Annotated in this window: 9 protein-coding genes; 5 read left to right on the top strand and 4 right to left on the bottom strand. The window is 52.6% G+C overall.

The genetic code is table 11. From position 1 onward, the window contains the following. Positions 1-57 precede the first annotated feature (57 nt). Positions 58-729, bottom strand: a complete 672-nt coding sequence (locus BOC67_RS17800) for a response regulator transcription factor (RefSeq protein ID WP_291912012.1) — start codon at positions 727-729, stop codon at positions 58-60. Between the two features lie 164 nt (positions 730-893). On the opposite strand from BOC67_RS17800, the gene BOC67_RS17795 reads away from it, so the two are divergent. After that, positions 894-1,748, top strand: coding sequence for a polysaccharide lyase (locus tag BOC67_RS17795; protein WP_291912011.1), 855 nt, complete (start codon positions 894-896; stop codon positions 1,746-1,748). Positions 1,749-2,278: 530 nt separating this feature from the next. Here BOC67_RS17795 and BOC67_RS17790 read toward each other — a convergent pair. Next, a complete protein-coding gene (locus BOC67_RS17790) occupies positions 2,279-2,950 on the bottom strand; it encodes an MgtC/SapB family protein (RefSeq protein ID WP_291912010.1) in 672 nt (223 codons plus the stop codon). A 146-nt stretch (positions 2,951-3,096) separates the two neighbouring features. On the opposite strand from BOC67_RS17790, the gene BOC67_RS17785 reads away from it, so the two are divergent. Next, a complete protein-coding gene (locus BOC67_RS17785; RefSeq protein ID WP_291912009.1) occupies positions 3,097-3,471 on the top strand; it encodes a hypothetical protein in 375 nt (124 codons plus the stop codon). 196 nt (positions 3,472-3,667) lie between these two features. Here BOC67_RS17785 and BOC67_RS17780 read toward each other — a convergent pair whose 3' ends face one another. Together BOC67_RS17780 and BOC67_RS17775 are read right to left on the bottom strand one after the other, a co-directional pair. Further along, positions 3,668-5,317, bottom strand: a complete 1,650-nt coding sequence (locus BOC67_RS17780) for a SusD/RagB family nutrient-binding outer membrane lipoprotein (protein ID WP_291912008.1) — start codon at positions 5,315-5,317, stop codon at positions 3,668-3,670. An 11-nt stretch (positions 5,318-5,328) separates the two neighbouring features. Next, the gene (locus BOC67_RS17775) at positions 5,329-8,418 is read right to left on the bottom strand and encodes a SusC/RagA family TonB-linked outer membrane protein (RefSeq protein WP_291912007.1); all 3,090 of its coding nucleotides are present in this window, start codon (positions 8,416-8,418) and stop codon (positions 5,329-5,331) included. A gap of 366 nt (positions 8,419-8,784) precedes the next feature. Here BOC67_RS17775 and BOC67_RS17770 point away from each other — a divergent pair, with 366 nt between their 5' ends. The 3 genes from BOC67_RS17770 (at position 8,785) to BOC67_RS17760 (ending at position 14,404) form a co-directional block, all read left to right on the top strand. Then, positions 8,785-9,813, top strand: coding sequence for a pectinesterase family protein (locus BOC67_RS17770; RefSeq protein ID WP_291912006.1), 1,029 nt, complete (start codon positions 8,785-8,787; stop codon positions 9,811-9,813). A 66-nt stretch (positions 9,814-9,879) separates the two neighbouring features. Beyond that, entirely contained in the window at positions 9,880-12,186 is a 2,307-nt protein-coding gene (locus BOC67_RS17765; RefSeq protein ID WP_291912005.1) for a WG repeat-containing protein, read from the top strand. Beyond that, positions 12,179-14,404: a WG repeat-containing protein gene (locus BOC67_RS17760; protein ID WP_291912003.1), complete on the top strand. Its 2,226-nt coding sequence runs from the start codon at positions 12,179-12,181 to the stop codon at positions 14,402-14,404. The genes BOC67_RS17765 and BOC67_RS17760 overlap by 8 nt, the downstream gene beginning before the upstream one ends. Positions 14,405-14,419: the final 15 nt, after the last annotated feature.

Here is a 14,419-nt window from a genome sequence, read left to right as displayed (position 1 = left end):
TTTGCAGGCAGGGCTTAGATTTTGAAGATTTTCTGAATTTATCAAGCGGGGTAAATTTCAGCCGAAGCGGTAGCCGGTACCGTACACGGTTTTGATATAGTCGTTGCCGCCGGCTTCCATCATTTTCCGGCGTAGATTTTTGATATGCGTGTAGATAAAATCGTAAGTCCCGGCCTGGTCGTATGCATCGCCCCAGAGATGCCCGGCGAGGGCTGATTTGGTAATGAGCCGGTGCTGGTTGGCGATGAGGTAGAGGAGTAGCTGGTATTCCTTGCCGGTAAGGCTGAGGGGTTGATGGTTGACTTCCACGGTTTGCGAAGCGGGCGTGATGGTGATTTCGTTGAAAGTGATGCTGGTATTGCCGTTGAAGTTTTTGCGGCGCAGCAGCGCGTGGATGCGGGCATTTAATTCGGACAGGTGGAAAGGTTTGGTCAGGTAATCGTCCGCGCCCAGTTGCAGGCCTGCCAGCTTATCTTCCAGGGCGTCTTTGGCGGAGATGATGATGATCCCTGCGTGGGATTGCATGCGTTTCAATGCTCTGATGATGTCCAGCCCATTGCCTTTGGGCAGGTTGATATCCGCTACGATGCAGTCGTATTCGTAATCGTGTACTTTGTGGATCGCTTCCTGAAAATCGCCCGCTGTTTCGCAGATATATCCCTGTCCTTCGAGGTATTCGCGGATCGAGTTACGGAGGGCGATTTCATCTTCAATAATGAGGATCTTCATAAAATAAATATAACGATAATTATTCATTGACAATCATTTATGAAATCGATTGCAAGAAATCGATTGCATTACTAGGAAATTTGGAAAACAGCGCTTATCTTTTTAGTGAAAATTGCAGTTCGATACTGTAGTAGCTATTTCAAAACCCACAAAATTTAAATCGCATGATTTCCACGTTTCGCATGCATGCATTTGCCGTATTAGCGGCCGCCTGTCTATTTTCCTGCAAGAAGGATCAAACCCTGCAAACGCCGGCCGATGATGGCAAGGCTGCGGGAGCGCAAACAGAAGCCATTAAGAGTACCTGGACCACCAACTGGGACAACTACGCTACCGGCACCTGGCTGTCGCAATCGCAGGCCGCCAACGACTTCGGTAACGTCAGCGGTTGGAACTCCGGCCGTACCTACATTTCCAATGGCAACCTGCGCATCACGCTGGAGCCGAATGCACTCAGCGCTGCCGGCGGGGTGGTGGCCAACATTGATGTATCGGACGGTACGGAGTACGAAATGGATTATGACATCCGCTTCCACAGCCAGTTCGACTGGAGCCGTGGCGGTAAAGTAGGCTTTGGGTTCAGCGTTGGTGAAGGCAACACCGGCGGTGATCCGGGCTGGGATGGTAACGGCGGATCCTTACGCCTGATGTGGTATCAGACAGATGCCGGCAGGGTATTCTTCCAGCCTTACATTTACTACAAAGATCAGCCGGGCCAGTATGGGGACACCTTCGGCAAGAGTTACCCGTCTTCCGGCAGCATCCAGAAAGGTACTACCTACCATGTACACATGTACATCAAGAGTAATACCGGCAGCAACACCAATGGCCACGTACAGATCGTGATCAACGGTACGGTTGTACTGGATCAGGACATCCGCTGGACCACCAACGATGCACAGCGCCTGATCAAAGGAGTAACCTTCCACACTTTCCGCGGCGGCAGTCAGAGCTACTGGGAATCTTCCACAACGGGTTATATCTATTATGATAACCTGTCTGTACACAAGATCAACTAGCACAACAAATCCCTCATTCCCGCTCGCACGGGAATGGGGGATTTAATGAAACAGTTCTTTTTATCAGGTATTATCTTTATCCGGTATGGCTGGCGGGATTGAAACGTGGGTAAATGCCCGGCCGGCGGAAATCGCGAAAGGATAATGCGGTGTTGAAAATGGCCGTATGCCAGGCCTGATGTACATATAATCGGTAAAATCAGAGAAGATCTGAAAAGCGCCCCGTCAGCTGCCGATGACGGGGCGCTGTTATTTTCAAAAGGTCTGTGGCGTTAAAAAAACAGGAATACCAGCGCATGGCCCATGCCTTTACATATCCCGGCTAAGGTTTTCCAGGTATGAACAGTAGCATGATAAAGGGTTTTTCTTAAAGCGCCTGGCATAGTACAGTGGTTGTTACAACTATGAAGGCGAATGTCAAAGCCGGATATTGTACGTTTCATAATACAAATCTCGCAGCGGGGTATGACAACCCTGTGTCAGCAGGTTTTTACACTTCAAAAAAAACTTTTTTATACCGGTGGAATGCTTCACTTATTCCACCCAATCTCCCGCACATCCTTCTCCTGTTGCAGCAGCTTTACCAACTGCAACATCGCCTCGTTGTTTATCTTGTCAAACTTCAGCTCAAGGGTATAGTAATCATCTTCCTTCTCCATGAAAAATGCCGCCAGGCTCAATTCCTTCATCGCGGTTACCTGTTGCAACACATTATTGGCGACAACGCCCGAAGGCGTCACCACCCGCAGCGCGTTTTGCCGGAAGCGCCGGGAAACTTTTTTTTCCAGCGGCTGCATTGCCCAGAGTATAATGATAGCTACCAGCGTTGTAGCGCCTGCCGCAAAGTACATGCCGCCGCCGGTGGCCAGGCCAATGGCCGCTACCGTCCATAACCCCGCCGCCGTAGTGAGCCCGCGGATAGTCCCCTGCTTCATAAACAGGATGGTACCCGCGCCGATAAAGCCGATGCCGCTGATCACCTGCGCCGCCACCCGCGAGGGGTCCAGCACCACGCGCTCCGCGCCCAGCGCATCCGAAAAGCCAAAGGCCGATACCATCATAATCAGGCAGGACCCTACGGATACCATCATGTGCGTACGCATGCCCGCGGTCCAGTCCTTCCGTTCCCTTTCCAACCCGATCAGCGCCCCGAAAAGCGCCGCCATCGATAGTCTGATTGCGATTTCCTGCCAGGTTAACATATGCCAAGTTTTACTTTAAGTTAACGAAAACCAGGCTTTTTTCCAGCAAGTGCCACCCGGCTTTCACCCAAAAAAAGGGTGATAATACGGTTGTCAAAAAGATAAAAAGATTGGAATTTCGGGGTCGCCATATCACTTTAGAATGCATGAGTTTATATCAATACTCCAAAAGCTTTTACGTGGGTATAAACATCTTATTAGCAGCAAGTCCATCCTTATACCGCTTCAAACTTCAGCGGTTGTTGTCTGTCTGCGACGGACTGCAGGTTGCCGCATTGCCGGCAAACGAATGGCTCAGTCCTGAAACCATCCACCGGGAGTACGACCTGGTGCTGATCGAAAGCAACGCCGTATTCCGCCGGATCGAAAGTCAGCCCTGGAACGCCCCTTCCGCCTGGCTTCGTTTATCCGTAGCTGTTCGGAAATCATACCCATTATCATGCTGGGCGATGGCAGAAATGAACAGGAAAAGATACACGGACTGCAAAACGGCTGCGACGATTTCCTGGATCGCGCGGTGAGCATTGAGGAATTGGAATGCAGGATATGCAACCTGGTGAGGCGGGCGCGCCGGCAGCGTATGCTGGCGCGGTGAGCGGAGGAATAAGTCGTTCCGTGTAAAATAAACTGCCAATTATCATACAAAAAAAAAGAGCAGGGCCTTACCCCTGCTCTTACAAATTACTCCATCCTTTGCCGCTCTGCGAGCAAAAAAACTCACGGCTTATCCCACCACACCGGCTCCGCCAAATACGTCGGCTTCGCCGCATTCGGATTCGCTTTCAGCACCTGGTCAATATTAAAATTGATCTCATAGCTGGCCACGGCAAAACGGCGCGGATAATCAGTCGGGGAAGGATACCCTTCAATATACACATGCGACGGGCGCTGGTAGCCTTTATACACCCCTGCAGCCGGGTTGTACACCCCGGAAGCATCCGCGCAGAAGTTGTTGCGGCGCATATCCGCCCAGGTTTCCACGCTGAACGACATCGCGATGTATTTCTGGATCATAATATGGCTCAGGGTCAGGCTGCCGGCATTCTGCACCACGGAAGTACTGGCCAGGAACTGGTCTATTTTGGCCGGCGGTATCCCCAGGATGTTCATATGGGAACGGATGCCCGCCTTGTAAGCGATCAGCGCCCCGTTGGCATCGCCCTGGCGGAACTTCACTTCCGCTTCAATAAACCGCATTTCCGCATTGGTCAGCAGCAATCCCTTGGCGTCCCTTTTCGTGTACCAGGAACCGGTAGAGAGCACCCGCTGGCCGGCTGCCGGCGCATATGGATTCTTACGCAGCGGGATGTACACGGAGTCGCCATTGGCGAACTTATTCGTGGTGGCGTTGTAAGCCGGGTTGGAAGGCCCTGTCTTAGGCAGGTCGGATGTCATATCCATGCCTTTGGTCACCAGCCAGCCGGTATCCACCTGCATACGCGGCAGGATACTGTCTATACGCGGGTCCCGCATGTTATTCGCCCCGGTAGGCGCGCCCTGGTAGTTATTCGTCAGGTAATCGATGTAGAGTTTGGTGAAGCGCACGGTAGTACCGGTATTGCTGTATTGCAGCGCTTCTTTGGCGGTGCTGGTCACGGCCGGTCCTTCATCCACATACTGGCGGATGCTGCTTTGCGCGTCCGTCTGCGGCGCATTGGCCAGCGCGTCCAGCACAGCCTGTGCATTAAAGCTGCCTTTCTTGGTGGTATGCAGCAGGAAGCGGGCTTTTAACCCATAGGCCAGGCGGATCCAGTTATCCACGGAACCGTTGTTGAGTACATCCGCCTTGGAGAGTGGCGGCGCTGCCGGGCCCTGCGTCTTTTTCAGGTCGGCGATGGCCTCGTCCAGCAATGCCAGCACTTTTCCATGTATATATTCCCCATCGTCGAATTTCGGCGTATAGGTGCTGGCCATGGCAAACTGATCATACGGCATCATGCCATAGAAGTCCGCCAGGGTGCCAAAGCCCCAGGCTTTGATCACTTTCGCCGCGCCGATGTAATGCCAGGCTTCCACCTTTTGCGCCGCGGTAATCAGCGGGTCCACGTTCACGGCGGTATTCACATACCAGCACTGCCAGGGCCAGTTGGCGCTGGAGGTATTGCTGTACCAGCGGGTGAGGTTCCAGTTATTGTTCGTAGCGGCATTGGTAGCCGGGTACACCACGGCAATCTGCTGCGTGAGGAAGGAGGCGCGGGTGCCGGAGCTTTCGTACGCATCGGAAAACTGGCTGATCAGCGGCGCCAGCCTCATATCGGCCGTAGGCACATCAGTCGTGGCCGTGTTTGGATTATTGTTGACATCCAGCCATTTCTTACAGGAACTAACGGCAACGGATATACTTATAAGGATGAATATTCTTCTCATGGTAGCAGTAATTAGAATTTAAAGTTTAAGCCGAAGGCAAGTCCTCTCGTGGCAGGCACGCCTACATAATCAATACCCACTGATCCGGAACCGGTTACGCCGGCGCCGGCAGCGCTTACCTCAGGATCCATACCGCGGTAGTTGGTAAACAGCAGCAGGTTGGTGCCGGAAATGGTAGCAGTAGCGCCTTTCAGCCAGCCGATGCGGGTCAGCACATTCGCAGGCAGGGAGTAGGAGAGCGCTACGGAACGCAGGCGCATCCAGTTTACGCTCTGGATGAAGAACGGCGCATTGTTGGCATAAACGTCGCGGTAATACTTTTCAGAAGCTTTCACCGTACGGGTCACCTGCTCATATTTCCCGGTAGAAGGGTTCAGCGCCACGCCGGAGAAGGTGAGGTCACTGCCACGGTTCAACGTAGCTTCGGATAAACCGTTAACCGTCATCAGCCATTCGGTGGCGTTGTACACGTCGCCGCCCAGGCGGAAGTCCCACAGCATGGAGAAGTTGAACGACTTATAACTGAAGCTGTTGTTCAGCCCTCCGATCAGGTCTGGCTCCCTGTTGCCCACCGGCAGGGTGGTAAGGGAGGAGATGGTCGGATAGCCGGTGTTATAATCCAGGATAACATTGCCGCTGGAATCGGTGGCCCATTTGGAGCCGCTCAACCCCATGAACACGCCTTTGTTAAAGCTTGCTGCCTTACCCGGGCCTTCCTGTACATCCGTTACATACAGGATGCTGATAGCGCCCGGCAGTTCTTTTACCCTACCCTTGTTTTTGGACAGGTTCAGGGTTACGTCCCAGTTGAAGTCCTTGTTGCGTACAGGGTTGGCGTTGATGGTCAGCTCTATACCCTTGTTCTCGATCACGCCGGCGTTCACGGATTTCAGGATATAGCCGGTAGCGTTACTCACGCGCGGGGAGAGGATCTGGTCCACGCTCTTGTTGTTGTACACGGTGAAGTCCACCCCGAGGCGGTTGCCGAGGAACCGCAGTTCCGTACCAAATTCATACGAGTCGGTATTTTCAGGCTTCAGCTCCGGGTTGCCCTGCTGCCAGTAGTTCCTGTAACCGCCGCCAATGGTGAGCTCCGGTCCGAACAATCCGGTGGAGGTCACGTAAGGATCGGTGTCCTTACCCACGCGGGCCCAGGAGGCGCGCACCTTACCGAACGACAATACGCTGTTCTTCGGCAGCAGTTCGCTGAACACGAAGCTTCCGCTAACGGAAGGATAGAAGAAGGAGCGGTAAACGATGGGCAGGGTGCTGCTCCAGTCGTTACGGCCGGTAATGCCCAGGTACACGAGGCTTTTATAGCTGGCCCTGAACTCGCCATACGCACCCACCAGTCGTTTCCGGCTGACGTTATCCTGCGCGTAACGGTTTTTATTATCTGCGTTGTTGATGGAAATCAGGCCTGGGATGGAGAAGTTTTCCGCCCGTACGGAACCTGTTTTCGTATAGTAGTCCTCTGTATTATGCCCCAGCAGCAGGTTGAAGTCAAAGTCCCCGAACTGTTTGTGCGCGTTCAGCATCAGGTTGCCGCTGGTGAAATTGTAACGGCGGGTGGTTTCGGAGAGCATCCCGTTCTGCCAGGCAATCTTCACGGCTGATCCCGGCCAGGTGAGGCTGGTAAACTGCGTCACGAAGTTATCGATACCGAGGCGGTAGGTCGCATCCAGCCAGTTGGTAATTTTCACATTGGCGTAGATGTTACCCAGCATACGGGTGGTCTTATCGCTTTGCGGACTCTTATTAACGGTCCAGTTGGCGTTGTCGATATCGTCTTCCAGCGCTACGTTGGGCAGGAGGCGGCGCTTGCTGCCGTCCGGGTTTAACCAAACGGACATATCATCGTCCGTAGGCCAGGAGAGGATACTTTGGAGGTAGCCGGAGCCGCTGGCATTGAAAAGGCCGCTACCGGTGAGCGTTTTCTGCGTATTGCTGACCGCGTAGGTGGCATTCACGCCAAAAGTAAATCGGCCCACCTGCTGCTCCCCGTTGAAGCGTACGGAGGTGCGGTTATAATCGGTAGTAGGCACAATACCCGTTTGCATGATATTGGAACCGGAGAGGAAGAACTTACTGTTTTTCGTACCGCCGGAAACGTTAAAGCTGTTATCAAAGGCATGCGCCGTCTGGAAGAAGTTGCGCAGGTTGTCGAAGGCGGATTCGCCGGGGCCGAATTCAGGACCCCAGGAAAAGTAGGTCTGATCGGTGAACTGGCCGCTGTAGGAGGTACCGCGTTTAAACCGGTCCTGCACCTTGGGCAGTTTGTTAACCCAGTTGGTGGTAAAGCGGGGCGTTACGCTGACGATGGTGCTGCCTTCCGCGCCTTTTTTGGTGGTGATCACGATGGCGCCGGCAGCGGCCTGCAGGCCGTATAACGCGGCAGCGGCAGGGCCTTTCAGCACGGTGATGGATTCCACGTCTTCGGGGTTGATGTCCATCGCGCGGTTGCTGTTCGTGGTAGACATGTTTACCGAGCCGTCGAAGGCGCTGTTATCGCCCTGGCCGGTGGAGTTGTTCATCGGCACCCCGTCGATGATGAAGAGGGGCTGGTTGTTGCGTTCCAGGGATGTACCGCCGCGGATGATGATGGAAGCGGAGGAGCCCGGAGCGCCGCCGGAATTGGTGATGTTCAGGCCCGCAATTTTCCCGTTCATGGAGTTGATCAGGTTAGGGTCTTTGTTTTTCATCAGTTCATCCGCCTTGATATCCTGGACGGCGTAGCCGAGGGCTTTACGTTCCTTTTTGATACCCATCGCCGTCACGATCACCTCGTTAAGGCCGGTACGTGTGGGCATCAGGGTTACGTTGATGGTGGCGGACTCGCCAACGGTAACCGTTTGGGAGAGGTAGCCGATGTAGGTAAATTCCAGCGTTTGCCCGGGCGATGCCTTGATGGAATATTTACCCGTGGCGTCTGTAATAGTGTTGGTATTATTTTCCCGGATCCGGACGGTCACCCCCGGCAGCTGTACTTTTTCATCAGAGATCACTGTCCCGGAAATGATTTTTTGCTGTGCCAAAGTAAGGTTGGGCAACAGGAGCGTCATTAACGACAGAATCGCTAATAACCTGAGTTTTGTTCTCATGTTAAACGTTTTAGATGTTGGTTGACTCGCAGTTAATTCTTATCAGATTATAATAGGAGAATAGTATTTCCATCTACATACAAGTTGATTCCCACAATAAGCAAAATTGATAATGTTCCGTTGCAAATTACAGTTTGAAAAAATGCATTTAGCATTGGTACTAATATAGGCTGTTATAATATAATTTTCAAGACTATTTTTAAAAACGGCGCGGTGGCCGGAGGGGGGGAGGGGGGAGAATAAAATGCCGCTTTGCCCTGCGCGTACGTCCGGGCAGACGTACCTTCCCGGCGGTATGCCGAAAAACACCATGAATTTCTAAGCTTTTTTTCAGAATTTAGGAGCTTAACAAATATCGGACACGTTATGAATCGTAAGTCAGGCAGCTACTTGATAAGTATAGCTTTATTGCTGCTGCTCTTCACCGGGAGGAAGGCGGAGGCGCAAACGGCCAACCCGCACCAGTACAAGTATGTATTCACCGTAGCGAAAGACGGCTCGGGGGATTTCAGGTACATACAGGATGCCATTGATGCCATGCGGGTATATCCGCTGATGCCGATTGTATTGTATATCAAAAACGGGGTGTACAACGAGAAGATAGAATTGCCCGCGCCTAATACGGATGTACGTTTCATCGGGGAGAGCGTGGACAGTACCATCATTACCTTCGACGATTATTCCGGCCGCGGAAAGCTGACGACTTTTACCAGCTATACGGCCAAGATTTCCGGCAACCGCTTCATGGCGGAAAACATCACGTTTGTAAATGCGGCCGGGCCGGTAGGCCAGGCGGTAGCCCTGTACGTGGATGCGGACAAGGCGGTGTTTAAGAACTGCCGCTTCCTCGGCCACCAGGATACGATATTCACCGGCGGGGAAGCTTCCCGGCAGCTGTTTGTCAACTGTTACATCGAAGGCACCACCGATTTTATATTCGGCCCGGCGACGGCCGTGTTCCAGCAATGCACGCTGCATTGCAAAGCCAACTCCTACATCACCGCTGCCAGCACTACGCCGGGAAAAGCGTACGGATACGTGTTTATGGATTGCCGCATCACGGCTGATCCGGACGTGAAGTCCGTACAACTGGGGCGGCCATGGCGGGCGGCTGCCAAAACAGTTTTTTTACGTTGCGAGCTGCCAGCCGCTATCGCTGCGGCAGGGTGGAGCAACTGGAGCAACCCGGAGAATGAGAAAACCGTGTATTACGGGGAATACAAGAGCAGCGGGCCTGGCGCCAATGCCGCCGGCAGGGTCAGGTGGAGCCGCCAGCTCACTGATAAGGAAGCCGCACCATATACGCTTGCGAATATTTTTCGTGTAGCCGATACCGATAGATGGTACGAAAACCTTGCTATGCCTGCATTTCAATGGCCTTCCAAAACAAAATAATTTTTCCTTGGTGTTTCATAAATTACACAGCATATTTGCATTTTAGCACCATTATTTGTGTAATTCATGAAACACCTAAAGTTGATTCTTCCATTGCTGTTCCCTGCTGCGCTTACCCAGGCCCAGCAAATTACCCATGCCGCCTACCTGGATCGTTTTGAAGGCTTGTTTGCCGAAGTAAAGATCAACAACCGGAAAGTACTCCTCCACAGGTCCGGCCTCGTCACTATCGATAAGCTGGAAAACCAGGGCTTCTTTAACACGGCCGTAGGGATCAGGAATAACGCCTACGGCGCTGTCAACTACCAGGGGCAGGTCATCGCGCCGTTCACCTTCGATGAAGTGCGCCTGGCTGATGAAAATGACGAGTACGAACCTGCCAATAACTACTGCTTCGTTATCACAAAGCTAAACGGGAAATACGGCGCGGTCGACACGCTGGGCAAAGTAATCTGCAAGCCGGAGTACCAGCTGGTAGAGCCGCTCAACGCCCGCCTGCTCAAAATCCAGCGCAATGGCCGCTGGGGCTGGGTCGAAATCGCTACCGGCAAAGTATTGCAGGAACCCGTTTATACCGATGTAGGTAAAAGTTATGTGAGCCCCTATGTAGAAATTGATAACAACGGGAAGAAAGGGCTTGCAAAAGAGAATGGGGAAGTAGTAGCCGCCCCTGAATACAGCATCTTCCATTACCCGGGGATAGAAAACAGTCCGCAGTTTGGCTATGAAATAAACGGAAAGATAGGCCTGATGGACCTCTCCGGTAAAAAAATCACCCCCGCCCAATATACCCGCCTGCAACGCGGCCCGGTAGCCGGTACTTTTGCCGTAACGCTTTACGGCAAAATCGGTATCATTGATTCTACCGGCAAAGTGCTGGCGCCGGCGCAATACACGGAAGCCAGTCCCTACGGCAGTTTCATGCTGGTAAAGCAGCAGCTGAAAGCCGGCGTGCTGGACAAGGAAGGCAAAGTAGTGCTACCCGCCGTATATGATAAGATAGATTTTTATGACGGGGAAGGGCAGCCGCAAAGCGCCTCCATGTCCCTGCAAAAGCGCTGGATACCGAAAGAGCCGGGCTACTTCGTCGCAAAGAAGGGGCCTGTTATGGAACTGTATGACAGCACGGGCAAAAAACTTTTCGCAGGTAACTATACCGACCTTGCGTTGCTGGCCTCAAAGAAACGCGTCTTCGTGATGACGAAAAATGCAAAGAACGAAATCGGCCTGCTTCGTACAGACGGTACCGTTATACTCCCCGGCGGCTTTGACCAGCTGGTAGACGGCTATATGTCCCAATACTGGTACACGGACGATGCCATCGGCCTGCGCCGGGAGGATTATATCGCCATCGGCGCCGGCGGCAAAATGGGGCTTTATCATATTCCTTCCGGTAAAATGGTATTGCCGGTTAAATATACCCGCATCGAATGGCAGACGGACCGCCTGCTGAACGTGCGTACCGGGGAAGATAAGACCGCGATGGTGGACGTGAGCGGGAAAGTGATTAAGCCCGAACGGCAATACGGGGACTACACCGCCGTAGCGCCGGACCGCATCATTGAAACCAGGTATGAAAACAATAATAAGATCACTACCCTGACGGACCTGGATGGCAAGGTGCTGTACACCAGTAATAACTGGGATTTCAAGCCAAACGCCTTTACAAGATTGTTCAGGACGAAGGGGGAGGAGCCGGACCAAATCCGGTATTCGGATGGACTGCTGAAAGTCTGGGGCGCCGGTGAAGAGCATCTCTTCCTGGACAAACAAGGGAAGGAAGTGAGGTTTAACGACTACCAGTTCGTCAGCGATTTCAATAACGGCATCGCCATTGCAGGTAAAACGGATGGGAACCGCAAAACCAAATATGGCCTCATCAACCGGGAAGGAGCGGTCATTTACCCGGTGAAGGCGGATGATATGAAGGCGCTGGACAGCCAATATGTGCTGATCCAGGCGGATACCCTGCAAGGTTTGCTGCGGAAGGACGGAAGCATATTCGTGCCGTTGAAATACAGTGATATCAATACCTTTTACGATATTCCCTATTACAAAGTGACGCTCAATAACGGGTATGGCGTGCTGGATTCCACTGGTAAAGAAATCATACCGCCGATATACCAGGAGATCTATTATTACAAGGATAATAAAATTTTCCAGGTAGTGTCCAAAGAGGGCCGCTACGGCCTGTTGGGTATAGACGGCAAAGTAATACTGCCTGCTGAGTACGAGGAGTTGAACCGCAATACTGGCTACAGCAGCGGCGTCTTCCCCGTAATGGTGAAGAAGGATAATAAAGTTTTTTATATCGATGAACAGGGCAGGGAACTCCCTTACGTTGCTCCAAAATCAAAAAGTTACAATGATTAAATATTTGATCGCTGCCGGATTGCTGTTGAGTACAGCTGCGAGCGCGCAGCAGGGCTCCGTTTTTGTGGGCGGGCTCGCCAGGATCGAGGAGAACGGTAAAAGCTGGTATATCAATACCCGTGGGGAAAAGGTGAGCGACCAGGCGTTGTACGTGTTAAAGGAAGAGCAGGACCTCAGCCAGGCGTTTTACGTGTTCTCGCAGCGGGGGAAGCTAGGCTTGATGAATACGGCACAACGCATTGTGCTGGCGCCCGAATACGATGAGGTAACGCGGATATGGCAACAATTCTTTCAACTAAAAAAAGAAAATAAAACCAACCTCGCAGACGCAACGGGTAAGGTGCTATTTCCCTGGCAATTTGAGGAGATCGGCTACATCGACGGCAATTATTTTGACGTGCGGATGGGCAAGCAATGGGGGATTTACAGTGTGGAAGCGCAACGGCTGGTTATACCCGCGGCGTATGAGGAATTTGACTACTGTGGCGGCTGCGGGCAGAAAGGCGATTACCTGTTTGCCAAAAAGAACGGTAAATGGGGCGTGATTAATTTCCGTAACGAAACACTGCTGCCGTTTGAATATGAGCACGAACATTACTTTATGCGCAGCGATAACTGGATACGCAGCTTCAAACGGGGCGGCCAGGAGGTAGTGATCAACCTCGCCACCAAAAAGGAGTATAACGGTAACGAATATACGGAATTTGATATGCTGCCGGGAGGGCTGCTGAAAGCGAAGCGCAACGGGCTGTTCGGGCTCATTGATGCGGAAGGCCGGCAGGTAGTGGATTTCCGTTATGATGATATCTACAGTCCTTACGACGAGCGGTATAGCGGTCCGCTCATCGGCGTGGTAAAAGACGGGAAGCACGGCATTATACTGCCATCCGGGAAGGAAGTGATACCACCGGCTTATGCCAGCGAAATCCGCTGCTGCGGCGAACAGATGATCGTGGAGGAAGAAGGGATGTACCAGCTGCTGGACAGTGCCGGCAAGCCTTTGCTGAGTAAGCATTACACGGCGATTGAGCCGGCCTATACCGGCCGCGGAGAGGATAAGCAACTTATTTTCCTGCTGAAACAGCAGGCGGTGACGGGTTTCTATAATCCGCGCACCGGCAGGACGGCGGCGCCGGCCTTTTACGAACTGGAAGCCACTGCGGATGGCAGGAGGGCGATTGTGGAATACCAGGGCCAGTACGGGTTGTATGATCTCGGCGGGGAGATCCTGCTGCCTGTTTCCTACAGCGAAATCGTGGAATTAGCGCCGGATTTATTTTTGGTGGCCGATGAACAGAACCGCCGTGGGCTCTACGATGCCGCCCACCGGAAGATGCAGATACCGCAGCAGTTCAGAAGTATTCTCACCATGCCCGGCAGCCCGGAAGACTTCCTGACCCTTGTTGATCATGAAGACGGCGTCTACCGGTATGGGATATACGATAAAGATTATAAACAGCTCCTGCCGGCGGTGTATGCGGATATACTAAGCCTCGGCAAAGGAGCGTATATGCTGAGAGAGGTAAAGGGGGATTCGAATGTTTACAGCCATTACAACATCCGCACCAAACAGCTGCAGCCGCTGAAATGCCTGTATGCGCAGCAAACGGAGGTACCCGGGCACCTGATGCTCACCGGCGCCGATGCCGCAGGGGTGATCGATGAAAATGGCAAACCGGTGCTGCCTATGGAAAAGCAAATGATCCATCCGCTGAAAAACCGGACCTACCAGGTGATTAAAGTGCAGAAAGATGGAAGCTACAAATATGGCTATGCCGATAGTACCGGCAAAATGATTGTGCCGGTGATCTACGATTATTCGGGTAACGACAGCGATTTTGAAGGGGACGGCCTGCTGCTGGTGCGGGATGATAAGGAGGTGAGTCGCAGCAAGGTGGGCCTGGCTACCACGCAGGGCCTGATCAAACTGCCCATCGCCTACCAGGCCATTATGGAAGGCAAGCCAGGGCCGGGGTATATTGTATTAAAGGGCAAGCAGTTCCAGGTACTGAATGCGGAAGGTAAGCCGCTAACGCCCATGATGTTTGACGATGTGGCGCTGGATGAAGTTCTTTACCGCAACGCTACGCTGGTGCCTTATTCCCTGCCGGTAATGGTGCGCACCGGTAACGTGTACCAATACCTGACTGCAGAGGGTACGTTTCTGCCGCTCAAGCTGACGGGGGTGATTCCTTTTCAGCCGTCATATGAGTATTAAATCATAATTGGGGAA

Origin of the sequence: Chitinophaga sp. CB10, from assembly GCA_001870995.2 — a bacterium.
In the GTDB taxonomy this organism is placed as follows: Bacteria; Bacteroidota; Bacteroidia; order Chitinophagales; family Chitinophagaceae; genus Chitinophaga.
The sequence above is the reverse complement of the archived record's forward strand: the minus strand, read 5'-3'. Positions and strand labels throughout refer to the sequence as shown.

Coding starts and splice junctions, on each gene's coding strand:
- BOC67_RS17770 (WP_291912006.1), top strand. CDS start 8,785: ATGAATCGTAAGTCAGGCAGCTACTTGATAAGTATAGCTTTATTGCTG.
- BOC67_RS17760 (WP_291912003.1), top strand. CDS start 12,179: ATGATTAAATATTTGATCGCTGCCGGATTGCTGTTGAGTACAGCTGCG.
- BOC67_RS17780 (WP_291912008.1), bottom strand. CDS start 5,317: ATGAGAAGAATATTCATCCTTATAAGTATATCCGTTGCCGTTAGTTCC.
- BOC67_RS17775 (WP_291912007.1), bottom strand. CDS start 8,418: ATGAGAACAAAACTCAGGTTATTAGCGATTCTGTCGTTAATGACGCTC.
- BOC67_RS17790 (WP_291912010.1), bottom strand. CDS start 2,950: ATGTTAACCTGGCAGGAAATCGCAATCAGACTATCGATGGCGGCGCTT.
- BOC67_RS17765 (WP_291912005.1), top strand. CDS start 9,880: ATGAAACACCTAAAGTTGATTCTTCCATTGCTGTTCCCTGCTGCGCTT.
- BOC67_RS17800 (WP_291912012.1), bottom strand. CDS start 729: ATGAAGATCCTCATTATTGAAGATGAAATCGCCCTCCGTAACTCGATC.
- BOC67_RS17785 (WP_291912009.1), top strand. CDS start 3,097: ATGAGTTTATATCAATACTCCAAAAGCTTTTACGTGGGTATAAACATC.
- BOC67_RS17795 (WP_291912011.1), top strand. CDS start 894: ATGATTTCCACGTTTCGCATGCATGCATTTGCCGTATTAGCGGCCGCC.